The organism is Rhodococcus sp. Ni2 (assembly GCF_021352185.1).
GTDB lineage: Bacteria > Actinomycetota > Actinomycetes > Mycobacteriales > Mycobacteriaceae > Rhodococcus_F > Rhodococcus_F qingshengii.
Genome location: NZ_WOXZ01000001.1, coordinates 867,704 through 891,149 on the forward strand (window position 1 = coordinate 867,704; position 23,446 = coordinate 891,149).

Here is a 23,446-nt window from a genome sequence, read left to right on the forward strand (position 1 = left end):
TAAAACGTTCCCGACAATGCACACCGAGAACTTTCTGGACATTGACGCAACGTCAACTTGCATGCTGAATGAGCACAACCGATCCGAGAGTAGGAACTCCACGTGAGCGAATGGTCCATCCAAGAACTCGCCAAATCCGCAGGTACCACCAGCAGAACGCTGCGTCACTACGGCGATTTGGGACTCCTGGAACCGAGTCGCATCGGCGCCAACGGCTACCGCTTCTACGACGAAGACGCCCTGGTGCGACTGCAACGCATCCTTCTACTTCGGGAACTCGGACTCGGATTGCCGGCCATCGCCGAAGTCCTCACCGGCGAACGCGATACGGCCGCCGCACTGCGTACGCACCTCGAACTCCTCGAGCAAGAGCGCACGCGGATCTCGAGACAGATCGAATCGGTCAACAGGACCTTGAACAAGACGAAGAATGGTGAATCACTCATGCCGGAAGATGTTTTCGACGGGTTCGACCACACCCGATACAAGGACGAGGTCATCGAGCGTTGGGGCAAGGACGCCTACACCAGCGGCGACAACTGGTGGCGGTCGATGTCGGAGCAGGACCGTAAAGCTCATCTGCAATTTCAAGCCGACATCGCAGCGGCATTCGGAAAAGCACTGACAGCGGGGCTGTCCGCGGAAAGCGACGACGTCCAGACGATTACCCGAAGACAGTTCGAGTGGATAAAGATCGGTTGGCAGGGAAGGACTCCCAGCGCCGACGCCTTCACCGGACTCGGCCAGATGTACGTCGACGATCCCCGCTTCACTGCAAACTACGACAAGTACGGAGAAGGCACCGCTTCGCTGGTCCGTGACGCGATGAAGGTCTACGCCGAGCGCAATCTGCACTGACGCCGATCAGTCCTGCCCACTGCCGAGGAGGTTGTGTCGGTGCGCTGCCGCGACAGCCTCTTCCCGGGAATGCGCACCGAGTTTGCGATACAAGGCTCGGAGGTGACTCTTCAGCGTGTTGTTGGATACGAACAACCGCCGCGCGATCTCACCGATCGGAATGCCGAGACCCAGTTCCACGAGAACGTCTATCTCCCGTTTCGTCAATTGGACCCGAACGATGGCCGCCGGATATATCTGCGCCGCTTCGGATTCGAGAAAGGTCGCGACGGCACTGCTCGAGCCCTCGGCCCCATCTTCGAGTTGCCTGATCAGATCACGCGGTATCGTCGCCAGGGCCGACAGGACACCGGAGGTTTCGAGCAGTCCGCGAGCTTCCTCCCATGTACTCGCGGCAGCGGGGATCCTGCCCAGTTCACACAGAGCAGCGCATTCGATCAGCAGGGATTCGAGCCGAAACCTCGTGAGATACTGCCCGCTCCAATCGATTTCGCGGCACAATTCCAATGCCTGGGACGGCGACCCGGTCAGGAGATGCGTCCGCGCCACGGAGACCGTGACAACTGCAAACGTATGTGGCGCAGCGACTGATTCTTCCAGCGCCTTGGTACCCTCCCCGGACGCCAACAGAAGATCGATACGTGCCGCGGTGAGAAGCGCGTCACCGAGCGATCGTTCACACGGATTCACGTGCCCGTGCGTTGCCACTGCGCGCTGGAGGGAAATCAGCCCCGAGAACGGGTCCGATTGCAGCAGTGCAAATCTGGTGTAAGTGTAGGCCGCGAACGCCCACAGGTCGCCCGGCGGTGTGACCTCGGCGAGTGCGTCCATCGCGGCAGCTCCGGCGTGCAGGTCCACGCTGTCGCACGCCACCAGTGCCCGCGCGATCGCTCCCCCCATGTGCGAGGGCGGTCCCAACCATCCCGAAACGTCCGGGTGTGTGCTTTCCAGGTGCAGCCAGTCCGTCGCGTGCGCGACGTCCCCGATCAGCGCGGAGTTGAGCGCGGCATTGCCTGCGGCGTGACGCAGGACGAACTCCGGACCATGTTGCACCGCACCTTGATAGGCGAGTCGCAATTCCACCGCGGCATCACCGAGGTCACCGGTCAATTGATGCGAGACCCCCCAGATCAGCCGCAGGGCGGGCAGTTGAGACCCCAACGCGCCCAACGACTCGTCGCCGAGTCCGTACACGACGTGCGCCAATTTGCGCGTGATCTCGGTAGAGCGTTGGTACTTACCGGATGTTCTCAGCACCACCGATTGGACAGTTCCGACGTTCAACAAGCTGTGCGCATGCGGACTACCACCTATCGCACGCAATTCCGCCGGTTCCGTCGGTAATGAATCGCCGTTGATCAACTGCGGCCGCAGACGTGATTCGAGCAGGTCACGACCCACCAGAATCGAAGGGTTCGAACTGAGTACGTCATCGGGTATGGATTGCAACGCAGTCCGGACCAATCCGGTGTGATCGACCAGAAGATCAGCCCAGTGGCGCTCGAGTATGTCGAGCACCCTGGTCCACTTGCGTCCGTCCAAGGCGTAGTGAACGGCACCGGCTATATCCGAAGTCCCGAGAGCGTGATCGACGAGTACCTGGAAGGGATCTTCGAATCCATCCCCTTGTTCGGCCCGTATCTGTATGAATGCCAGTCGAACTGACGGCGCGAAGTACCAGGACGGTTCTCCCTCGAAACCATTCCGGAAGATCAGACCGAAAGACTCGAGCAAGTCCAGTTTGCCCTCCACGTCAAGATCGTCGGACAAGACACGAGCGATCTCTGGTGTCACCGTGCGGGCAGCGGCGATCGTAGTCGCGAAGTCGAACAACTCGAGCGACTTGCCCGACCGAGGAGCGGTCCGACTGACGTACGCGTGGATCGCCTGGTCCACTCGCTGCTGAACGCGTTCGCGTCCACGGCTCGGTTCACTCAGCCCCGCAACCGCACTCAGAGCAACCTTCATCAGCACGGGAACGCCGGCGACGCGTTCACAGATCGAATGGACGATGCCCGAGGGAAGGTGAATCCCTGCCTCCGCGAACAGAACGGTGGACTCGTCGAGCGTGTATCTGAGGTCGTTCGCGCACAGGTACTCGTCCACGCGGACGTCTTCGAGCAAGTCCGTCGCAGACCGATCCTGCAGCGTGACGATTACTTTCAATCCGGGAAGCCGCACGATCAGATCCACGATTCGGCGTCCCACCTCGTCACCCTCAACCAGGTCGATGCGGTTGAACACCAACACGAATGGTGCGGGCGACGAGTCGAGGAGTGATTCGATCGCGCCCACTGGATCCTCGCGCATTCGTGGCGGGGCCTCGAGTGATTCCAGCGAATCCTGAATTACTGCGAGCGCGGTGTTCCAGTACTCGAGGGGGGTCATCCGATGCGATGGCGCCGGCACCCAGACTACCGGTCTGCTCGGCACCTGCCCGAGAGTCGTGAGCCACAACGCGGCGAGTTCCGTCTTGCCGAACCCAAGTGGCGAATCGATGACAGTCAATCCCGCCGAGCGTTCCATCAATCCGAGGAGGCGGGGACGAATCGCCGTGGCTCCACGCCCGGCAAGCCGCCTTTGCAGCGTGCCCCTTCCTCGAGGATTTCGCTTTGCTCGAGATAGCTGCGATCGATTCGAAGTGGACGTCATGATGGCCGACAAACGAGCAGTCGATCCCCGCCGAACTCGAGATTTCGTTCGAGCATCGAACTCCCAACCTGTCCACCCATAACGAACAACATAGACAGCTTCGCCGCGACACGCGAGCACTGGCCGTCTCACAAATACGCCCGATTTGTCTCATTATGTGGGCTCGGTCACTATTGACGTCTATTTGCGGGAGAGTGACTGCGACCTGCGGGATCTGACATATCATGCCCGCGTGTCGATGAATTCCGCCCGCATCCGCGTGTCGACCCGATCGGTCGATCCTGCGGACGCCGACGACTTCTGGCGCAGTGTCACACGTCCGTTCTTCGTCACCGACCGAATTGACCCTGACACATCTCTCGAAGGCTCGATCACAGCGCTTTCCATCGGAACCTCGTTGATCGGTCAAACTACCTTCAACGCACAGAAGTACACCCGAAACAATCGGCTGATCGCCGAGAGCGGACTCGACGATGAATACATGGTCCAGGTCGTCCTCGACGGGCAGTTGAGCGGCAACGCCGACGGAGTCGATTTCGTCGCACGTCCAGGCGATGTCACATTCTTCGACCTCGGGCGTACCTGGACCGCCGACGCGGAGGCGGAATCGACAGGGCGCACCATCACGCTCCTCGCACCGCGTTCCCTCGTCGAGGCCGAGTCGAAGGGTCGTTCTCTACACGGGACGGTACTGCGCGGAGTTCCTGCCGTCGTGCTCGCTCAGTGCATGCAATCGGTCGTACTCGCGCTACCGCATCTCGATCCCGATGCTGCGGCCGGCTACGAGGACGTCGTCGCTTCCCTCCTTCGTGTCAGTTTGGGTATCGCCGAACCTGATCTGTCGCCGCGGCCCGATCACTCTCTCCGCGATCGTGCGTACGCCCACATCGCCGAGCATCTCTCGGAGACCTGGCTCGGCCCGACGAGCATGTGCGCAGCATTGTCCGTCTCCCGGGCACAGCTCTATCGCGCATTCGCATCCGACGGCGGAATAGCTCTTGTCATTCGGCGGAAGCGTCTCGAACTCGTCTACCGCGAATTGACCAGAACCGAGATGCCGAACGAAACGATCGAAGCGTTGGCCCTGCGATGCGGCTTCACCTCGAAATCCCAGTTGGCGCGAGCGTTCAAGGACTTTTACGGGATGACCCCGAGCCAAGCCCGAACCGACGGCAGACGCACGATCGGGGACCCGTCGATCGCACGCCTGCGCCGCCGACTCGTGTTCTTCAGCCCATGAATCCGAGATACTCCACAGCCTCGCGAGCGTGCCTGTGTTCTAGTTGATCCATGAGCTGGGTCGACAAGGAACTGAGTCTGGCTGCGCTCACAGGTGCGCTCACAGGTGCGGTCACAGGTGTCGCCGTGATGATCCCGATAGTCGGCGATGGAGCCTGGTCCTGGATAGGACTGTTCATACCCGCCTTCATCGGAGCGCTGGCAGGGCTGATTGTCGGCTCGAGCGCTGTTGCAGGTGGGCGCTGCGCCCTGAGAACAAGCCACACATGGCCGGCGCGCACAGTCTGCTGCTGGAAGCATCGGTTCGCTGCGTGCTCTGCCTTGGCGGTGACATTGCTGGTAATCGGAGTGTTCATGTCGGCTGTCGTCGCTACTGGTGACCCGGTGCGAGATGCCGGAGGACTCCCGACCTCCTTGATCGTACTGGCGGTCATCGCCGCAGTTACGTACGTGTTCTCCTACCTGCTCGCCCCCGCCCAGGCCTCCCAGACCTCGTAAGAACCTCTGCTTCATCACGATTCGTCCTCCGAATCGCGGTGGAGATCAATAATTCCACGACGGGCAACGAGCTCAGATCACTTCAGCTGGAAATGAACCGGAGAACAAACTGCTCGATGCCTTCCGATATGACCTTGGTCAGCGCGGTGAAGTCGTTCGACCAGCGTTGAATATCCAAGCTGCTCATCACTTTCCTCCGTTCTTCGTCCCGCTGCCCGTGACCGCACAACGTATGCGGGACGTTGGGGCGCACTGGAACTATCTGCGAGAACGCGGTTTCCGTTACCAATTGACCGGTCGAACAGCACAGCTTTTCGCTACCGCATCAGACGGTCACTTCTTCGACCGGTTTCTCCTCGTGGCTCGCCGCGCCGAAGACGGCCACGGCGACGGCACCCGCGATTGCCCCGACGAAGCCGACGACGGCAAGCCATTCCAGGCCAGGTCTCGACGCGTCGCCGAGCACCACGACGCCGACGATTCCCGGAACCACCGTCTCGCCGACAACCAGAGCCGCTGTCGCTCCGTTGACGGATCCCAGTTGCAGCGCCACCGTGTGCAGATAGAAACCGCCCAGGCCCGAAACGAGGATCGCCCAGCCGGCCGGATCGCGGAGCATCGTACCGATTTCGAACGGATCGATTCCGTAGACCACGCGTACGGCAATGGCCAGACAGCCGAACAGCACACCCGAGATCAACCCGGCGACAACTGCTGCGCGTGAGCCCAACCATCGGATCAAACCGATGCCGATCAGCAAGATCAACGCCGAGCCCACGAGGACACCCCAATGGACGACGTCGTTGGAACTCCCACCGCCCGCGTGACCTGACGACAATCCGAGCAGCAGGAGCGATCCGATCACCGCAGCGATCGCGAACCAGTCGCGACGATGCAACTGGATGCCGAGGACCACGGTCCCCAGCACTGCCGTGATGACGAGATTGGCACTGACCACTGTCTGCGACAAGAACAGTGGAATGAGCCGCGCGGAGATGGCACTTCCGGCGAATCCGACCGCATCGAGCACGGTCCCCAGGATGAACGACGCCGTCAGCGCGGCCGCGAACGTCGAACGCAAGGTCGGGCCACCCGACGCCGTCACGTGTCCGGCCTCGCCACGCTGCTCGGCGGCAGCTGCCGACTTGCGCGCGCCGTAGGCTTGCAGCACGGATGCAACGCCGTACCCGACGCATGCCACGATCGCGGCAATCAGTCCGATCAGCATCGAAATTCCACACGAAGTTCCTGGGCAATGGTCATAGAGATAGACCCTGCCCTATTTCCCCAGGCCTGACATCACCCTCAGGTATTCGAACAAGTGCTACCCGAGAAGTACACCGACCGACCCTGACCGGTACCTGGGGACACCCCGACCCCTAGTGGAATTGCTTGAGAGCCCTGATCTTGTTCATGACGTCGAGCGCCGCCACCTTGTACGCCTCGGACAGTGTCGGATAGTTGAAGACGGCGTCGACAAGGTATTCGACGGTCCCGCCGCACCCCATCACCGCTTGGCCGATATGCACGAGATCCGTTGCACCCGAGCCGAAGATATGAACACCGAGCAGTTTCAGGTCATCCGTCGACACCAAGATCTTGAGCATCCCGTAGGTGTCGCCTGCGATCTGCCCGCGCGCGAGTTCGCGGTATCGGGAAACGCCAACCTCGTACGGCACCGATTCCTTGGTCAAATCGACCTCGGTGGCGCCCACATACGACACCTCGGGAATCGAGTAGATGCCGATCGGCTGCAGATCCATCAGCTTCGCGCCTGGTTCGTCGAAGGCATGATAGGCCGCGAGTCGACCTTGATCCATCGACGTCGCCGCCAACGCCGGGAATCCGATGACGTCACCGACGGCGTAGATGTGTTCGACCTTGGTGCGGAAATTGTCGTCGACGTAGATACGGCCACGTTCGTCGGCTTCGAGCCCGGCGTTCTCCAGCGCGAGTGGCGCCGTGAGGCCTTGCCGTCCAGCCGAGTACATCACGGTCTCGGCTGGAATCTGCTTGCCGCTGCGCAGCGTCGTGAGCGTTCCGTTCGCTCCGACGTCGACGGCCGTCACTTCTTCACCGAATCGGAAAGTGACCGCCAGATCGCGTAGATGGAATCGAAGCGATTCGATGACCTCGGGGTCGCAGAAGTCCAGCATCGACGTCCTCTTCTCGACGACGGTGACCTTGGTGCCGAGTGCCGCGAACATCGATGCGTACTCGATACCGATCACTCCCGCGCCCACGACGACCATGGTGGTCGGGATGGAGGTCAGATCGAGGATTCCGTCGGAGTCGAGCACCCGGTGACTGTCGAAGGACACCCCCGCCGGGCGAGCAGGCAACGTTCCGGTCGCGATCACGACGAACTTCGCCGTGATCGTCATCTTGTCTCCGCGCGAGGAGTCCTCGACGAGGATGGTGTGCTCGTCGACGAACGAGCCGACCCCTATCAACAATTCGACGCGGTTGCGCAGAAGCTGAGATCGAACGACTTCGATTTCTTTGGTGATGACATGCTGGGTTCGCGCCAGCAGGTCGGCCGGAGTGATGTTCTCCTTGACGCGGTAACTCGCGCCGTACAGTTCGCGTTGGTTCATCCCGGTGAGGTAGAGAACCGCCTCACGCAACGTCTTCGACGGAATGGTGCCGGTGTTGACGCACACTCCCCCGAGCATGTTGCCCTTCTCGACCATCGCTACCCGTTTACCCAGCTTGGCCGCCGCGATGGCAGCCTTCTGCCCACCCGGGCCGGAGCCGATCACAACCAGGTCGTATTCCATCGGATCAGTCATCGCTTAGAAATACCGTCTGCATACGACCGGCAGATGCCGAGCATGTCAATACTCGGTGAACAATCCGCGCGCCGAAACGACACGACGGCAGTACACGAACCCTGTTGCAATTAAAAGAGATACAGCCGAATCCATACGAAACTTGCTACACATAAACATATTCCGACGTTCGCATGCGCACATGTTTCGTCGCCGGCGGAATTCACAACGGTCTGTTGAAATTTGTTTCACCACAGAGTGATTGATCGATCAACTGACAGGTGACCAGGGCCGTAAACCGGATGTCCAGTATTCGAATTGTCCGAAAAAACGAGCGGAATGTTCCTCGTCACATCCCGCACCGAAGCAGTTGCGCGGAGCCTCGGGCCGCGTTCTACTTGCCTTGACTAATCATCTGTCACTCTCGGTTACAAACATCCGCCCCGTTCACGATCCCCACCTTTCGCCATCTCGAGAGATCAGGTTTCCCAATGGAATTCACGGAACTTGCCGACTATCCCCTACCTCCAGGGACCGTCACCGAGTGGACTCCCGCCGCGGTGAATCCGCCCGATCTGTGGCCTGTCGACCAGCGTCCCGCCAGCTACATACACGAGGCACACTTGAAACATGCCGAGCAGGCGAAACGGCAGGTGCACCATCAGACCGACGTGTGCACTCCGTCGTGGCTGGGTACCTCGTTTCGCATCCACGACCGACTCGACCGAAGGATCTGGGCGGCCGCTCTCGATCACTGGATCGATCGCCACGAAGTGCTCCGAACACACGTCGCCGTGGAGGGCGAAACGATAGTCCGACGCACCGCGGGGTCTGGAGACGTCCGGATTCTGGGCACCGAGGTCGGACACCTTGCGTCCTCGATGTCTGTCTTCACGCATCTGCAGCAACTGCTCGACCGATCGACCGATCCACTTGTCTGGCCTGCGTATCAGTTCGCGACGATCGAAGGCCCCAACCACTTCACCGTGGTTTTTGCCGCTGATCATGCTCTGCTGGACGGATATTCGGTGGCGTTGACCGCGCACGAACTGCAGACGATCTACCGATCGTTGAGCGAGGGAAGCCCTCCCTCGCCGCCGGAGACCGGAAGCTACATCGACTTCGGCACCAAGGAACGAGATCTCGTGGGACACGCGGACCGCTCTCACCCGGCAGTGCAGACGTGGCGCGAGTTCTACGCGCAAGGCGAGGCTCCGTACTTTCCAGCGCTACCCGAACCGGTCACCGGACGCCGAGTCCCTCAGCAGAGCCTGTCCGCCTGGCTTCTGAGCGCCCGGGGAGCCGAACGCCTGGCAGAAGCGAGCAAGCGCAGCAACCAAGGATTCCTGGCCGCGATACTCGCGTGCGCGGCCAAGGTGACCGGCGATCTCACCGGTGCAGACGAATTCCGCGTCGTCGTGCCGCAACACACCCGTTCGGAGCTTCGATGGGCCGCGTCGCTGGGATGGTTCATCGGTGTTGTGCCGGTGAGGATTCCGATAGCCCCCGCCGCAACCGTGAGCGATCTGGCCAAGGTTGCCGGCACGGAGATACGGCGCGTCCGCCCCGCCGCGGCACTGCCGTATTCGAAAGTGTGCGAGCTGATCGACTCCCCGCAGCACCTGCCGTTCGTGCTCTCGTACATGGACGTTCGTCACGTTCCTGGTGCCGAGCAATGGACGAGCTGGCAGACCAGGGGCCTTCGTAGTCGAGATCATTCGGGAACCGACGTCTACATCTGGCTCACGCGGACTCCCGAAGGGCTGAATCTGGCCATACGCCACCCGGGCAACGCGCGCACGAGCCGCCACATCCATCAGTTCGCGGGACTCCTACGCCGCGAAATGGAGGACTTTGCCTTCTCGACCGACACTTTCGCACCTCCGACCAACACCGCCGTACCGATCAATACCGCTGTACCGATCGAGGAGAACTCTCATGGAAATGACACCCATCGATCTCTGGGCACCGAAAGCCGGGACGCTCACCGAGTTCAGGCCTACTGAACAATCCCTGGCGGCGGCATCCGGGGCACCACGGAGCGACCAACCGCTCTCGTTCCTACAGGAAGGACACATTCGTACCGCCGATCACAAGCGCGCACAAGGCGTCGACTGGTCACCGTGGATCGGATTCACGTTCACTCTGCCCGGTGATCTCGATCGGGAGGCACTGCGTCGGGCGGTCCAGGCGTTTGTCCTGCGGCACAACACACTGCACAGTTGGTTCGAGGTGAGATCATCCGAAGATCCCGACGGTAGCGGGGTCATCGACCGTCACGTGGTGGATGCGTCGACGATCGAACTCACGCCGCACAGCGTCGGTTCTCTGAACACGACAGATGCGGTTCGCGAGCATGTGAGCCGAAGTTTCGCCGGCGATACCAGCCCATTGCAATGGCCCTCGTTCATCAGTGGCGTCGTCGAGCACGGCGCCGGCTTCACCGTCTACTACGGCGTCGATCACTCGCACACCGACGGCCTGTCGTTGATGCTGGGCGTCGAAGAACTTCGTGCGCTGTACATCGCCGAAAGCGCCGGCATCGAGGCTCAACTTCCCTCTCCCGGCAGCTACGTCGAGTACAGCGGCGAGGAACGGACATCCGCGGGGAACCTCGACCTGGCCGCAGCGCCTGTGCAGCAGTGGATTTCGATTCTCGCCGCCAACGCCGGCCAACTCCCGACGTTCCCCCTCGATCTCGGTGTCGCGCGGGGTGAACAGGCCCGGTCGACCCGCACACACATCGACGTTCTCGACAGCGACGAGTCAGCCGCGTTCGCAGCGCTGTGCAAGTCCAATGGCGTCGGCTTCTCCACGGGGATCTTCGCAGCCCTCGCCCTCACCGAGATCGAAGTTGCGGATCGAGCGAACTACTTCGCGCTCAACGCAGTCGGCACTCGCTCCGATCCGAGATACCTCTATTCCCAAGGCTGGTTCATCAATCTCGTCCCGGTCTCGTTCACGCTGAGCGGTGTCACGAACTTTACCGATGCACTCCCCCTTGCCCACGCTGCTCGCGCTGCGGTGAAGGGACTCGCGGACGTGTCCATTCACTCGGTGATCGCCCAGGTGTCGAAGTTGACCGGATCCGACATCGGTGGAACCTCGGTCCCGCCGATGGTGTCGTACATCGACATGCGCCTGATTCCAGGTGCCGAGCACCATGACGAACTCGAGGCGCGGGCACTGGGTGGGCCAGGAACGACGGGTGATCTGTCGATGTGGATCAACCGGAAGGAAGACCGTACGTACGTGATGGTCAGTTTTCCGGACACCGAGCAGGCGCACACATCGGTGAATCGGTACCTACGACACCTTCGCAACGTCCTGAGAACGGTCGCTGATACCGGCGACTACCGTGTCGTGCGTCAGGCGGATGCACGTCAGGAAGTGGAGACCGCCTGATGCACATCACGTTTCTCGACAGGTTCGAGGCACGGCCGGGCCGCATTCTGCAGTGGACGCCGAGCGAAATCTCCACCGGAACGACGTATCCGGTTCCCCCGACCTCCAATCAGCAGCTGCATCTTGCCGGCAGCCGCGGCGATACGACTTGGCTCGCTGCTACTTTCGACGTTCCCGGCCCCATCGACACGGACGCACTCAAGGCCAGCTTCGAGGAATGGACGTCCCGTCACGACGCCCTGTCGTGCTCGTTCTCCCAGGCCGAAGAATCGGGTGAATCCTCGGCACTGTTCGTCGACGTCGCCGACGTCGGGGATCTGCGCCTGCGTGAGGAAACAGTGGCTGACGCGAGAACACCGGAGCAGGTGCGAGAACTCTTGGGCGAGCGCTTGGATCGATGGTGCAATCCTTTCGCGTTTCCCGCGTACTTTCTCGGTGCCATCACCCGCGAGGACCAGTCGACAGTGGTCTGCGGGTTCGACCATGCCATCTGCGACGGCTGGTCCATGAGCATCGCAATTACCGAGATCAGCACTCTGTATCGCGAATACACGCGGGCGGACCGTGATCCGATCGCGTCTGATCTCCTTCCGGAGCCCGGGAGTTTCCTCAACTACTGCTTCCGGGAATCGGCAACCGCGGATCCAGAGCCCGGCGACCACCGGATTGCGGGTTGGCGGTCCTTCCTCCGAGCATGCGGGGGTGACACTCCCCATTTTCCCGTAGATCTGGGACTGCCCGCCGGGGCGATGTCGCCCCAGGGCACAGACACCCGAATGCTCCTCGACGCCGACGAAGCAGAGCTGTTCGACCAGAACTGCGCCGATCATCGGCACTCGTCGTTCGGTGCAATTCTTGCGTCGATCGGTTTGGCCACAACACAATTGACCGGCAAGAGAGACACGCACCTACTGTTCCCTGTTCACACGCGTCGGGAACCGCGACACAACCACACCTTCGGATGGCTGGTAGCCAATGCGCCCATCACCGTGACGAGCATGGACAATCTTCACAGCACTGCCCGGGCAGTCAATCTCGCTTTCCACGAGTCACTTTCACTGTCGTCCGTGTCGTCGAGGCAGGTGTTGCGGAGCTTGGGGCCCGAGGTTTCGCCCACTCGCAGAGACATCTTCTCGGTGTCCTACGCCGACTACCGAACCATGCCCGGTGGATCTCGCCCCCGTAAATCAAAGTCCAGCGAATCACAGCCTGCGCCGATCAATCCGCAGCAACTCAGTCGCGTCTCGAACGCCGACGACGTTCAGTTCTGGTTCTCACGAACTCACGACGGATTGGCAGTGCGGACCAGGTTTCCTGCGCCCGCTGCCCGGACAGTGCACACCTTCCTCTCGCATGTCTCCGAGATCCTGTCGACGCCGTAGACGAACGGCCGCCTATCCGTAGATCTATTTGACACTTCTTTGTTGTGCACAACTTAACTGTGCGCTACAGTTGTTCTCGTGACCAACCCACTCGCTCTCGAACGCCAGGTCTGCTTCGCCCTCTATTCGGCGTCGCGGGCCACGACGGCCGCGTACCGGGCGATGCTCGACGACCTGGGAATCACGTATCCCCAGTACCTCGTCCTGTTGACACTCTGGGAACGAGACGGCCGCGGGGTGCGTGAGATCTGTGAGGCACTCGATCTCGATACCGGAACTCTCTCGCCGCTGCTCAAGAGGCTCGAGGGTCTGGGATTCATCGAGCGCCGACGCCTCACCACGGACGAGCGTCGCGTCGAGATTCACCTGACCGAGGCGGGTTCCACCTTGCGTAGCAAGGCCGAGGACATCCCGGCCAAGCTCGCAGGCGCCACTGGTCTGAGTAACGACGAACTCACCGAACTTCGAGACGTTCTCACTCGTCTCGGCGAGTCGCTCCAAGCATCCAATGCCCACTCCGACGGAAAGAAGAAGTCATGAACATCGTCTACACCGCAGAAGCACTTGCCACCGGCGAAGGCCGCAACGGTCACGCTCGCACCTCGGACGGACGCCTCGATCTCGGCCTCGCCATTCCCAAGGAAATGGGTGGCAGCGGCGAAGGCACCAACCCCGAGCAGCTCTTTGCCGCCGGATACGCAGCATGCTTCCACTCCGCTCTGCAGATGGTCGCCCGTGCCGAGAAGGCCAACGTGGCTGATTCCGCAGTCGGCGCGCGGGTCGGCATCGGCCCCAACGGTGCAGGAGGCTTCGGACTCGCTGTGACGCTGGAGGTTTCACTCCCCCATCTACCCCATGATCAGGCCGTCGAGCTGACGGAGAAGGCACACCAGGTGTGCCCGTACTCCAATGCAACTCGCGGCAACATCGAGGTCACCCTCGAAGTAAGTAAGGACGACGAATGAGCACTACCACTGTCAGCCGGGAAATCCGTCTCGCTTCACGCCCGAACGGTTGGCCCACGTCGGAGAACTTCGCCACCGCCGAAGTAGAACTCCCCGAACTCGAAGACGGCCAGATCCTGGTCCGCAACATCGCCATCTCCGTCGACCCGTACATGCGCGGCCGAATGAACGACGTGAAGTCCTACCTTCCGCCGTTCCAGGTCGGTGCGCCGCTCGACGGTGGTGCCGTCGGCGAGGTCGTCGAATCCAAGTCGGCTGATCGCGCCGTGGGCGACGTTGTCGTCCACGGCCTCGGATGGCGTGAATACGCCATCCTCGACGGATCCGCAGTGACTCCGGCCGACACGTCCATCGCGCCGGCGACGGCCTACCTGGGTGCCCTCGGCATGACTGGCCTCACCGCGTATGCCGGCCTCACCGCGGTTGCGGAGTTCAAGGAAGGCGATACCGTATTCGTCTCCGGCGCAGCAGGTGCCGTCGGATCGCTCGTCGGTCAGATCGCCAAGTTGCTCGGAGCGAAGCGAGTAATCGGTAGCGCCGGTTCACCGGCGAAGGTTGCCCGACTTCTCGAACTCGGATTCGATGCGGCATTCGACTATCACGACGGCCCGATCACCGAACTACTCGCCGCTGCCGCCCCTGACGGCATCGACGTGTACTTCGACAACGTCGGTGGCGAGCATCTCGAAGCCGCAATCGATGCCATGAACCAGGGTGGCCGGATTGCCCTGTGCGGAGCCATCGCTCAGTACAACACCACCGAGAAGCCCACCGCTCCCCACAACCTGGCACTGGTGATCGGCAAGCAGCTCACACTGCGCGGATTCCTCGTGGGCGGCTACCGTCACCTCGGTGGCGAATTCCGCACCCACATGGCAGGGTGGCTCGCCGACAACAAGATTCAGTGGGACGAGACCATCGTCGAAGGCCTGGAGAATGCACCGCAAGCGTTCATCGACCTGATGCGCGGCGCGAACACCGGCAAGATGGTTGTCACGCTGTAACCCGAACAACATCTAGCTCGAACGGATATGAAAGTGGCCGCGAACTTCTCGAAGTTCGCGGCCACCTTCATATCTGAATCAAATCCCGAACGAGACTCCGGTCAACTTCTCCGACAGTGTCCACAAACCCGAGGCTGTCTTCGTATCGTGTGACTTCTTGTTCGACCCCACGACCTTCGGATACCCTCGCTGCTCGAACGGACCGTCCGGTCCGATGTAACTGCCGCCAAAGGCATCCGGCGCGGTTGCCGCCCACAGTTCGGGAAGGGCGCCCATCTCCGCGGACTGCGCGAAGATCGAATTGCCGATTCCCATCAGCTTGTCCTGGATCGACTCGGTGTGCCCCTGCAGGTTCGTCGACGCGTATCCCGGATGCGAAGCGAGCGCTTTGAGCGAAGATCCCGACGCCGCGAACCTGCGTTGAAGTTCGTACGTGAACAACAGATTGGCAAGCTTGGACTGCCCGTAGGCCAACCATCGGTTGTACTTCCGACGCTCGAAATTGAGATCGTCCAGATCGACAGTTCCGAGCTGATGCAGGGCACTGGACATCGTCACGACACGATCGGTGAGCTTGTCCTTCAGCAATCCGGTCAATGCGAAGTGTCCGAGATGGTTTGTGCCGATCTGCATTTCGAATCCGTCGACCGTCCGGCGGAACGGAACCGCCATCACGCCGGCGTTGTTCACCAGGACGTCGACCTTCTCCGTTGCGTCGGCGAAGGCTCGTACCGACGACAGATCCGAGAGGTCCAATTTGCGGACAACCGCGTTGGGCCCGATCTCGGCGGCTACGGCGTCGGCCTTCGTGGTGTCACGACAGGCGAGGACGACGTCGGCCCCGGCTTTGCCCAGCGCTCGTGCGACTACCTCACCCAGTCCGCTGTTCGCCCCCGTGACGACAAATGTGCGGCCGGTCTGATCGACTACGTCTTCTGCGGTCCATTTGGTCATGCTTTCCAGCGTACGTGCCTTACTCGCCGGTAGGGAGGGGTCGCCTTCCGTCATCGCCTGCGCTTGGCGCGGATGGGCTTGGCGCCCGGCAGCGGCGGTGCAGCCACTCTGGGCGACGGGGGCGCGGTCATTCCGGGAGTCGGCGACGATTCGGCTTCCTTCTGCTCCGCAGCGATGCGTCCGTACACAAAATGCTGTTGTCCCAGCGTCCAGCAGTTGTTACTCACGAAATACAGCAGGATCGCCACGGGCGCGAACGCACCGAAAGCGATCACCCCCACCGGAAACACCCACAATGCGAGCTTGTTCATGATCGCTGTTTGAGGGTTGACGGTTCCGGTGTCCACTTGGCGCGCGATGGATGCCCGCGATGTGAAATGTGTAGCGACGGCGGCGAATATCATCAGCGGTACCGCTACCAGAATGATGGAGATACGGCTTACGTCGCCGAATGCTTCCAGTTGTGCTGCCGGGCTCGAAATCATGGCGGACAACGGTGCGCCGAACAGTTTGGCGTCGAGAAAAGACTGCACGTCCGAGGCACTGAAGAAGTAGTTGGCCGTGTTCGCGTTGTCCGCCACCGACATCGGTTCGGTCGGGCTCAGAAACGGGACGTGCGATGCCGCTCCGGTCCGATTGAACGATCGCAGGACGTGATAGAGACCAATGAACACCGGTGCCTGAACCAGCATCGGCAGACAGCCGAGCAACGGACTGTAGTTATGTTCTTTCTGCAGCTTGGCCATCTCTACAGTGAGTTTCTGCCGGTCACCCGAATACTTCTTCTGCAACGCCTTGATCTGAGGTTGCAGCTTCTGCATCACCAGTTGAGTGCGGACCTGCTTGACGAAGGGTTTGAACAGCAGGGCTTTGAGCGTGAAGACGAGAAATACGACCGACAACGCCCACACGACGCCGTTGTCGGGTGATCCGGAGACCAGTGAGAAGACCTTGTGCCAGAACCAGAGGATTCCGGACACGGGGTAGTAGACAAAATCGAGCATGACGAATGAACCTCACCGAAAGGCACGCTCAGAGAGATGAGAGCGCGGGAATGGTCGTGGACGCAAGACGTCTGACCGACCTACGACGAGTTCACACCCGCCGACTGCCGATCTACAGACCGATTCCCGGAGCTCGAGGTTGCGGACGACCGGGCGCGTCCGGGCTGCTCTGCCTGCGGAAAGCACCACGCAGGCAGCGTTCGTCATCAGACGGGCCAGTGGTCGAAACCGCGCACAGTTGCAGAAGTTCGTACTTCGAGGAAGTTGCGAGCGCAGCGACCACGAAGACGGCAATCGCAGTTCCCAGCACCGCGGCGCTACCCGAGGAACCAAGCGGAGGCACTGCGAGAAGAGCGATGAACGGCAGCAGAAGCAGCAACAGTGACCGTGTCACCGTTCCTGTGCTCCGCTGTTGCATGACTGCGAGAGTACAGAACGTCCGCCGAATCCAGCCAGACGCTTGCCTCACGTACTTGTTCGCGCAGCCATTTGTGCGCAGGATCGTGGTCCATCCGACCGTGCCACTGTTGAGCGTTCGGCGCTCCCGCTGCGAATCGCCTGACCGGAGCCGGGGGACGCCGGCCGCCGTGCCCTCCTTGATTCGGATCACGAAAGTCCGTCGAAGTTCTCGCGATCGATCAACAGGCCTTGCACCCACAATGCCGCTCGAAACAGGTATGCACCCCGTCCAACTGACCGATGCGAACACGTCGAGGCGCAACCAGGCTGAGTGTCGCAAGCCGAAGCCCGATCACACCCAGCTGGACACCTGCTTCGGGACGCATCGACGCAAAGGCAACACGAGAAATGTCGCACCACCGATTCACCGACCCCCGCACGAGGAAGCATGCACTCGGAAGAGCGCTTGTCGTCGGCGTTCTTTCCCTGACAACCCTTGCCGTGAGTATCGACACCGCGAACGCTCAGGCCCCCGTGCTTCGGGACTGGAACATCGCCGCAGTTTCCGTCGACACGAATCCGGCGAAGGTGTCAGCTTTCGCTTCCTCGGATACAGGCCGCGTATTGGCAGCCGCAGAGTCCAAGATCGGCGCTCCGTACGTCTGGGGCGCGACCGGGCCGGACTCGTTCGACTGCTCCGGTCTCGTTCAATGGGCCTATGCACAAGCGGGCGTTTCGATTCCGCGAACCAGCTACGACCAGGCGGTTGGCGGCACTCCAGTTTCCCGGGACGATCTACAGCCGGGTGACGTGGTCCTGTACTACGGCGGGGAGCATGTGGGGATCTACACCGGAGGCGGTGAGATCGTTCACGCCCCGACGTCCGGGGAGTCGGTCGAACGCGCACCCGTGGACTCGATGCCGTACTACCTCGCCCGACGTTACTGACATGAATCCCGCAAGCTCGATGAAACAGCGTGTATCGCGGCGATATTCGAATCGCTCGTCGCGAGCCGAACGATTGACACTCCCCCATTGCGCGGAATGTGATGTCATCCTCTCGCCCGCGAGCGCGGTCTGCGCCAGGTGCCGTGGGGCGCGGTTGGACGTGACGCGGTGTTGCGGAGACGGCACTGTCGTGTCCTGGCGAACGGTTCACGGCGACCCCTCGACCGTTCTCGCCATCGTGGAATTGGACGAGGGGCCGTGGCTGTACACTTTCCTCACCGAATCCCCTCGCGCGGATGCGCCTGGACCGCTACGAGTGTCGTTTCAGGGGCGTGAAGAAGGTAAGCGCTACCCGGTGTTCTGCTTGTGCGGCGACGACCGTGGTGAACTGCTATCGGACGTCAACTCCGGCCTGCTGAGCCATTGACCTCACGCGAGTCACGCTCCTGCGCGGTCGAGACGTACCACGCTGCGATCTGCGCTCTGGAACTGAATCCCAGTTTTGTCAGTACGTGTTCCACGTGTCCCTGAGCGGTGCGCAGCGAGATTACCAAGTGCTCCGCAATCGCGCGATTGGTCAACCCTTGGGCAACCAGTTCCGCAACTTGCTGCTCACGAGGAGTGAGGTGAGGCCCTTCAGCCGACGACGCAGTCGTGACACTGGAGCGCTTGTCGAGCGCATATGCGACAGCTTCACCCTCGGACATCGCAAACCCGCTGCGAAACGACTTGTCGAAAGCATCGTCACCCATGGCTTTGCGAGCAGTCTCTGCAGCAGTGTCGTGATGAGCTGACAAACCCGGCAGGCCCGCCAGCCGTCCCCCGACCTTCTGCCAATACATGGCTGCCGCGCCGAGCAGAACCGCTGCATGCTTCCAATCACGTTGCGCTGCAGCAATCCACGCCAACGGCTCGATACACCACGCCGAGTTCATCGGGGCATCGAGAATTCTCAGACTTCGAGTCAAATAGTCACTTGCGGCATCCAATTCACCTCGGAGCCAGCTCACGAGCCCGAGAGTTCCCAGCGCAAATGCCTGGAACATCATCTCGTCGGCGGGCACGGTGATCGCGAGAATCTCTTCGTTGCACTCCACAGAGCGATCAAGAGCGCCGGACAGGAAGTACGCGACTCCCAAGGTGTCCAGGCCGATCACAACATGCAGCAGATTCTTGTCGAGTCGAAACAGCGTCAACGCGGATTCCAGCTTGGCTGTAGCGGTATCGAAGTTACCTCTGAAGGTATCGACGTATCCGTCTCCCCACGTCGCCAAGCCGCGCGAGCGCACATCCGCCAAGTCGTTTGCCAGGCGCCAACTCTCGTCGACCAACTCTTCTGCCCGTTCGAGTTCCCCCTGCATCGCGTGATTCACGGCGTCGATGGCCAAGACATCCACTCGGAACGGATCCAGCTCTCGATCCTCTGCATTCAAGGCTCGATCCGTCCAGTAACGCGCCTGCACAAGTAATCCACCTGCAAGCCAGAATCTGTACAACGCACCGACCATTCGCGTTGCAGATCGCGCCTCTCCGGCAGTGGAAATCGAGTACTCCAACGCATCGTTGACGTTGCGCTGTTCACGACCGAGCCTTGCGATCCAGGCAGCTTGCCGGCCACTGATCCACTCGGCTTCCGCATGAACGACCAGTGCCTCGAACCAATCACGATGGCTTCGACGCAGAGCGGAATACTCACCGGCGGACTCCAACTTTTCATGTCCGTACTCCCGGAGTAGGTCGAGGAGGTGGTACCGAACATCCCCGTCGGTTTCCTCACGAATCAGGATGGACTTCTCGACCAACGCGGTGACGAGATCGAGCACTTCGGTCGAATTCATGTCCTGCCCACACACGCCCTCAGCGGCATCGAGATCGAACCCACCCGAGAACACCGACAACCTCCCCCACAACTGCTGTTCGGTTGGCGAGCAGAGGTCGTAACTCCAATCGATCGACAATCGCAGCGTCTGTTGACGACTCGGAACGTCGCGTCCACCCGTTGTAAGAAGTCGGTATCGATCCGAGAGCCTGTTCATGATCTGCTCAGCAGACATACCACGCAGGCGAGCTGCCGCCAGTTCGATCGGAAGTGGGAGTCCATCCAAGTCGTGACAGATATGCGCAACGGCGCGCTTGTTCTCCTCGGTGAGGGTGAAACCAGGTACGACGGAAGCCGCACGCTCGGTGAACAACGACACCGATTCGTACTGGGCAATTCCCTCGAATTCGGGCGGCTGTTGCTGCGGTGTGGTGAGTGAGGGAACGCGCATCGTCACCTCACCGCCCAGGCCCAGCGATTCGCGGCTCGTCGCCAGGATCTTGACGCCGGCACATCGCCGTAGGATCGCGCCTACGAACACAGCGACGGTATCGACCAGATGTTCACAGTTGTCGAGCACCAACAGCAGACTCCGATCGGCGCAGTAGTCGATCAATGCCTGCAGCGGGTCCGCCGACGAGACCGACCGGACACCAAGGGTCACGGCAACATGATCTTCGAGGAGATCCGAATCTGTCTGCTCCCCCAGTTCCACCAACCAGGCACCGTCTCGAAACACCCTTTGCAACGCGCCCGCAAGTCGGATCGCGAGCCGTGTCTTGCCCACGCCACCGATCCCGGTGAGTGTCAACAAACGGGACGTCTCGAACAATCTCCTGGCGTCGGCCAACTCACGCCGACGACCGACGAAACTCGTCAGCTCCAAGGGCAGGTTGCCGACAACTCGCTGGTCGGCTTCTGAGCGCACAGCGGATGCCATCGACCGACTCGCTTTCTGCCATACCACTACACAACAACGCTACCCCCACGATCGGCCTCCCGAGCAGCACTCACGCGAGCATGTGATCGGAGCCCACTTGTTCTCCCCCGAGTGCGAGATGCACGACGGCCACACCGGTGTCACGCAGACGAAACAACGTATTCCTACTCTGGCAGACAGACGAAGGGAGAGCGACATGCCGCCGCGCCGTAGATCGGTACTGCCGACGCAACTGGTAATCGATGCTCCCGGAAGTCCCCAACAAACGATCCTCGACGAACTGCGGCGAGTGATTCTGTCGGGTTCGGCGCCTCCGGGTACCCCGATTCCTCTCGGCGACGTGGCTGATGTGTTCGGTGTCAGTCGAATACCTGTGCGGGAATCACTGAAAACACTGGTCGGAGAGTCCTTGGTCGACCATCGACATCAATTCGGCTACACCGTTGCTCAGCTGACGCCGGCAGAACTGCGAGAGATGTACATCGTCCGCGAAACTCTCGAATCAGCTGCATTGGCCGTCGCCGTCGAGCAGGCAACCGAAGAGGATCACGAACACGCCGTCGAGGTGAACTCCCGTTTGGAGATCGCGTTGCGCTACGACGACTCTCAGTCCTATCACTGTGAGAGCCGAAACTTTCATCTCGCACTGACCCGACCGTCGCAGATGCTTCGACTGCTGCACATGTTCGAAGCTGCCTGGAACATCACCGAACCTGTACAGCCGATGGTCCATGTTGCCGGCGTCGATCGCCAGGTTCTGCACTCCGATCACACCGCGATGCTGGACGCATTCCTGCGTCGGGACGCATCCGCACTTCTGAGCGCTTCCGAAATCCATCATCGCCGACTCGATACCGTGATCGCGACGCTACCGACAGACACCGGTCTATTGGCCGAAAAAGATATACCGATCGCGCAATAGTCGTGCAACACAGCATCGATACCTTTCTCTCAACACAGTTTTCATCACTGACGCTGAGAGCTCGTGGCACCGTCCGCTGATTTCCTGCACTGACGCACAGGAGCTGTCATGACCGACATTCTTCCGTCTCGAACGACCACTACCCCCACTCCCCCAAAGGAAAGCGGATCGGGTGACCTTGTCGAAGCCGCGGGTCACCCTGTCGGAAGCGGCCTGATCAAGCCGGGCTACGACCCTCGTTTGACCAACGAGGACTTGGCGCCGCTTCGCAAGCAGACCTGGTCGTCGTACAACATCTTCGCCTTCTGGATGTCCGACGTACACAGCGTCGGCGGATATGTCACTGCCGGTAGTCTTTTCGCACTGGGATTGGCCAGCTGGCAAGTACTCGTCGCCCTGCTGGTCGGTATCACGATCGTCTACTTCTTCTGCAATCTCGTCGCCAAGCCCAGCCAAGTTACCGGCGTGCCGTATCCGGTGATCTGCCGCAGCGTGTTCGGCGTCCTCGGCGCGAACATCCCGGCAATCATTCGTGGCCTGATTGCCGTGGCTTGGTATGGAATTCAAACCTTCCTCGCCTCAGCAGCCCTCGATGTCGTACTGATCAAACTCTTTCCGTCACTCGCGCCCTATGCCGTCGTCGAAGACTACGGATTCGCCGGACTCTCCGCACTGGGCTGGGGAAGTTTCATGCTCCTGTGGGTACTTCAGGCCTGTGTCTTCTGGCGAGGCATGGAATCGATCCGCCGCTTCATCGACTTCTGCGGGCCGGCTGTGTATGTCGTGATGTTCATGCTGTGCGGCTACCTGATCTACAAGGCAGGCTGGAGCGCCATCGATCTCACGCTCGGCGACGTCAAGTACTCGGGTTTCGACGCCGTGCCGGTCATGCTCGGTGCGATCGCTCTGGTTGTCTCGTACTTCTCCGGACCGATGCTCAATTTCGGCGACTTCTCCCGCTACGGAAAGTCGTTCGCTGCCGTCAAGAAGGGCAACTTCCTCGGTTTGCCGTTGAACTTCCTCGTATTCTCGGTGTTGGTCGTCGTCACTGCATCGTTGACGCTGCCGGTGTACGGCGAACTGATCACCGATCCCGTTGCGACCGTTGCACGAATCGACAGCACCTTCGCCATCGTTCTCGGCGCACTCACCTTCACCATCGCCACGATCGGCATCAACATCGTGGCCAACTTCATTTCCCCGGCCTTCGACTTCTCCAACGTGAGTCCGCAGAAGATCAGCTGGCGCGCCGGCGGAATGATCGCAGCGATCGGCTCGATCCTCATCACGCCGTGGAACTTGTACAACAATCCGGACGTCATTCACTACACACTCGAAACCCTCGGAGCCTTCATCGGTCCGCTGTTCGGAATTCTGATTGCCGACTACTACCTCGTGCGCAAGCAGAAGGTCATCGTCGACGAACTGTTCAGCATGTCGCCGACCGGAACCTACTGGTACAGCAAGGGATACAACCCTGCTGCAGTGATCGCCACCGTGGTGGGAGCCGTCGTCGCGATGGTCCCGGTCCTGGGCAAGGACCTCACCGGGATGTACACCGCAGCGCAGTACAGCTGGTTCATCGGTTGTGGGCTCGGATTCACCGTCTATTACCTACTCGCCGCGCGCTCTTCCTCAGCTGTCCGGAATGCTTCCTCTCCCGACACTGTGACGGTCGACTGATCG

At 60.9% G+C, this 23,446-nt stretch carries 20 protein-coding genes; 13 read left to right on the top strand and 7 right to left on the bottom strand.

The window, feature by feature from the left end; genetic code table 11:
* Window positions 1-102: 102 nt before the first annotated feature.
* Window positions 103-858, top strand: a complete 756-nt coding sequence (locus GN300_RS04080; RefSeq protein ID WP_063315870.1) for a MerR family transcriptional regulator — start codon at window positions 103-105, stop codon at window positions 856-858.
* A 6-nt stretch (window positions 859-864) separates the two neighbouring features.
* Here GN300_RS04080 and GN300_RS04085 read toward each other — a convergent pair whose 3' ends face one another.
* Window positions 865-3,384, bottom strand: a complete 2,520-nt coding sequence (locus GN300_RS04085; protein ID WP_063315869.1) for a LuxR C-terminal-related transcriptional regulator — start codon at window positions 3,382-3,384, stop codon at window positions 865-867.
* A 364-nt stretch (window positions 3,385-3,748) separates the two neighbouring features.
* Between GN300_RS04085 and GN300_RS04090 the strand changes: the two genes are divergently transcribed.
* Window positions 3,749-4,750, top strand: a complete 1,002-nt coding sequence (locus GN300_RS04090) for a helix-turn-helix domain-containing protein (RefSeq protein ID WP_233405633.1) — start codon at window positions 3,749-3,751, stop codon at window positions 4,748-4,750.
* A gap of 50 nt (window positions 4,751-4,800) precedes the next feature.
* The gene (locus GN300_RS04095) at window positions 4,801-5,247 is read left to right on the top strand and encodes a hypothetical protein (protein WP_063315867.1); all 447 of its coding nucleotides are present in this window, start codon (window positions 4,801-4,803) and stop codon (window positions 5,245-5,247) included.
* A 325-nt stretch (window positions 5,248-5,572) separates the two neighbouring features.
* Here GN300_RS04095 and GN300_RS04100 read toward each other — a convergent pair whose 3' ends face one another.
* Both GN300_RS04100 and sthA read right to left on the bottom strand, forming a co-directional pair.
* A complete protein-coding gene (locus GN300_RS04100) occupies window positions 5,573-6,475 on the bottom strand; it encodes a hypothetical protein (protein ID WP_003940348.1) in 903 nt (300 codons plus the stop codon).
* 151 nt (window positions 6,476-6,626) lie between these two features.
* Entirely contained in the window at window positions 6,627-8,039 is a 1,413-nt protein-coding gene (sthA, locus tag GN300_RS04105) for a Si-specific NAD(P)(+) transhydrogenase (protein WP_054188916.1), read from the bottom strand.
* A 470-nt stretch (window positions 8,040-8,509) separates the two neighbouring features.
* On the opposite strand from sthA, the gene GN300_RS04110 reads away from it, so the two are divergent.
* The 6 genes from GN300_RS04110 to GN300_RS04135 all read left to right on the top strand — a co-directional run bounded on the left by GN300_RS04110 (window position 8,510) and on the right by GN300_RS04135 (window position 14,774).
* Window positions 8,510-10,024 carry a condensation domain-containing protein gene (locus GN300_RS04110; protein ID WP_063315866.1) on the top strand — a complete coding sequence of 505 codons (1,515 nt, stop codon included), beginning with the start codon at window positions 8,510-8,512 and terminating at the stop codon, window positions 10,022-10,024.
* Window positions 9,957-11,423 (top strand): condensation domain-containing protein, encoded by a 1,467-nt coding sequence (locus tag GN300_RS04115; protein ID WP_058037779.1) that lies wholly within the window; start codon window positions 9,957-9,959, stop codon window positions 11,421-11,423. Before GN300_RS04110 ends, GN300_RS04115 begins: the two co-directional genes overlap by 68 nt.
* Complete coding sequence (locus tag GN300_RS04120) at window positions 11,423-12,805, top strand: condensation domain-containing protein (RefSeq protein ID WP_003940563.1); 1,383 nt, start codon at window positions 11,423-11,425, stop codon at window positions 12,803-12,805. The genes GN300_RS04115 and GN300_RS04120 overlap by 1 nt, the downstream gene beginning before the upstream one ends.
* A 78-nt stretch (window positions 12,806-12,883) precedes the next feature.
* Window positions 12,884-13,345 (top strand): MarR family winged helix-turn-helix transcriptional regulator, encoded by a 462-nt coding sequence (locus GN300_RS04125; RefSeq protein WP_003940568.1) that lies wholly within the window; start codon window positions 12,884-12,886, stop codon window positions 13,343-13,345.
* Complete coding sequence (locus GN300_RS04130; protein WP_003939720.1) at window positions 13,342-13,770, top strand: organic hydroperoxide resistance protein; 429 nt, start codon at window positions 13,342-13,344, stop codon at window positions 13,768-13,770. Before GN300_RS04125 ends, GN300_RS04130 begins: the two co-directional genes overlap by 4 nt.
* Window positions 13,767-14,774 carry an NADP-dependent oxidoreductase gene (locus GN300_RS04135; RefSeq protein WP_019745038.1) on the top strand — a complete coding sequence of 336 codons (1,008 nt, stop codon included), beginning with the start codon at window positions 13,767-13,769 and terminating at the stop codon, window positions 14,772-14,774. The genes GN300_RS04130 and GN300_RS04135 overlap by 4 nt, the downstream gene beginning before the upstream one ends.
* Window positions 14,775-14,852: 78 nt before the next feature.
* Here GN300_RS04135 and GN300_RS04140 read toward each other — a convergent pair whose 3' ends face one another.
* From GN300_RS04140 to GN300_RS04150, 3 genes are all read right to left on the bottom strand, one after another.
* Window positions 14,853-15,728, bottom strand: a complete 876-nt coding sequence (locus GN300_RS04140) for an oxidoreductase (protein ID WP_030535283.1) — start codon at window positions 15,726-15,728, stop codon at window positions 14,853-14,855.
* Between the two features lie 50 nt (window positions 15,729-15,778).
* Complete coding sequence (gene yidC / locus GN300_RS04145) at window positions 15,779-16,732, bottom strand: membrane protein insertase YidC (RefSeq protein ID WP_003939695.1); 954 nt, start codon at window positions 16,730-16,732, stop codon at window positions 15,779-15,781.
* Between the two features lie 112 nt (window positions 16,733-16,844).
* Window positions 16,845-17,150 (bottom strand): DUF6412 domain-containing protein, encoded by a 306-nt coding sequence (locus GN300_RS04150; RefSeq protein WP_065455270.1) that lies wholly within the window; start codon window positions 17,148-17,150, stop codon window positions 16,845-16,847.
* Between the two features lie 389 nt (window positions 17,151-17,539).
* Here GN300_RS04150 and GN300_RS04155 point away from each other — a divergent pair, with 389 nt between their 5' ends.
* Window positions 17,540-18,079: a C40 family peptidase gene (locus GN300_RS04155; protein ID WP_030535282.1), complete on the top strand. Its 540-nt coding sequence runs from the start codon at window positions 17,540-17,542 to the stop codon at window positions 18,077-18,079.
* Window positions 18,080-18,269: 190 nt separating this feature from the next.
* Window positions 18,270-18,506 (top strand): hypothetical protein, encoded by a 237-nt coding sequence (locus GN300_RS04160; RefSeq protein WP_007733940.1) that lies wholly within the window; start codon window positions 18,270-18,272, stop codon window positions 18,504-18,506.
* Here the strand turns inward: GN300_RS04160 and GN300_RS04165 are convergent.
* Window positions 18,481-20,838, bottom strand: a complete 2,358-nt coding sequence (locus GN300_RS04165) for a LuxR C-terminal-related transcriptional regulator (RefSeq protein ID WP_063315865.1) — start codon at window positions 20,836-20,838, stop codon at window positions 18,481-18,483. The two genes, GN300_RS04160 and GN300_RS04165, sit on opposite strands and share 26 nt — an antisense overlap.
* A gap of 196 nt (window positions 20,839-21,034) precedes the next feature.
* Between GN300_RS04165 and GN300_RS04170 the strand changes: the two genes are divergently transcribed.
* Window positions 21,035-21,760, top strand: coding sequence for a GntR family transcriptional regulator (locus tag GN300_RS04170; RefSeq protein WP_063316048.1), 726 nt, complete (start codon window positions 21,035-21,037; stop codon window positions 21,758-21,760).
* A 108-nt stretch (window positions 21,761-21,868) separates the two neighbouring features.
* The gene (locus tag GN300_RS04175) at window positions 21,869-23,443 is read left to right on the top strand and encodes an NCS1 family nucleobase:cation symporter-1 (protein ID WP_007733936.1); all 1,575 of its coding nucleotides are present in this window, start codon (window positions 21,869-21,871) and stop codon (window positions 23,441-23,443) included.
* Window positions 23,444-23,446: the final 3 nt, after the last annotated feature.

What these genes read in the sequence shown, in the direction of transcription:
- GN300_RS04170 (WP_063316048.1), top strand. Translation starts at nt 21,035, where the DNA reads ATGCCGCCGCGCCGTAGATCGGTACTGCCGACGCAACTGGTAATCGAT.
- GN300_RS04115 (WP_058037779.1), top strand. Translation starts at nt 9,957, where the DNA reads ATGGAAATGACACCCATCGATCTCTGGGCACCGAAAGCCGGGACGCTC.
- GN300_RS04165 (WP_063315865.1), bottom strand. Translation starts at nt 20,838, where the DNA reads ATGGCATCCGCTGTGCGCTCAGAAGCCGACCAGCGAGTTGTCGGCAAC.
- GN300_RS04090 (WP_233405633.1), top strand. Translation starts at nt 3,749, where the DNA reads ATGAATTCCGCCCGCATCCGCGTGTCGACCCGATCGGTCGATCCTGCG.
- GN300_RS04110 (WP_063315866.1), top strand. Translation starts at nt 8,510, where the DNA reads ATGGAATTCACGGAACTTGCCGACTATCCCCTACCTCCAGGGACCGTC.
- GN300_RS04085 (WP_063315869.1), bottom strand. Translation starts at nt 3,384, where the DNA reads ATGGAACGCTCGGCGGGATTGACTGTCATCGATTCGCCACTTGGGTTC.
- GN300_RS04135 (WP_019745038.1), top strand. Translation starts at nt 13,767, where the DNA reads ATGAGCACTACCACTGTCAGCCGGGAAATCCGTCTCGCTTCACGCCCG.
- GN300_RS04120 (WP_003940563.1), top strand. Translation starts at nt 11,423, where the DNA reads ATGCACATCACGTTTCTCGACAGGTTCGAGGCACGGCCGGGCCGCATT.
- sthA (WP_054188916.1), bottom strand. Translation starts at nt 8,039, where the DNA reads ATGACTGATCCGATGGAATACGACCTGGTTGTGATCGGCTCCGGCCCG.
- GN300_RS04150 (WP_065455270.1), bottom strand. Translation starts at nt 17,150, where the DNA reads ATGCAACAGCGGAGCACAGGAACGGTGACACGGTCACTGTTGCTGCTT.
- GN300_RS04130 (WP_003939720.1), top strand. Translation starts at nt 13,342, where the DNA reads ATGAACATCGTCTACACCGCAGAAGCACTTGCCACCGGCGAAGGCCGC.
- GN300_RS04175 (WP_007733936.1), top strand. Translation starts at nt 21,869, where the DNA reads ATGACCGACATTCTTCCGTCTCGAACGACCACTACCCCCACTCCCCCA.
- GN300_RS04095 (WP_063315867.1), top strand. Translation starts at nt 4,801, where the DNA reads ATGAGCTGGGTCGACAAGGAACTGAGTCTGGCTGCGCTCACAGGTGCG.
- yidC (WP_003939695.1), bottom strand. Translation starts at nt 16,732, where the DNA reads ATGCTCGATTTTGTCTACTACCCCGTGTCCGGAATCCTCTGGTTCTGG.
- GN300_RS04155 (WP_030535282.1), top strand. Translation starts at nt 17,540, where the DNA reads ATGTCGCACCACCGATTCACCGACCCCCGCACGAGGAAGCATGCACTC.
- GN300_RS04100 (WP_003940348.1), bottom strand. Translation starts at nt 6,475, where the DNA reads ATGCTGATCGGACTGATTGCCGCGATCGTGGCATGCGTCGGGTACGGC.
- GN300_RS04140 (WP_030535283.1), bottom strand. Translation starts at nt 15,728, where the DNA reads ATGACCAAATGGACCGCAGAAGACGTAGTCGATCAGACCGGCCGCACA.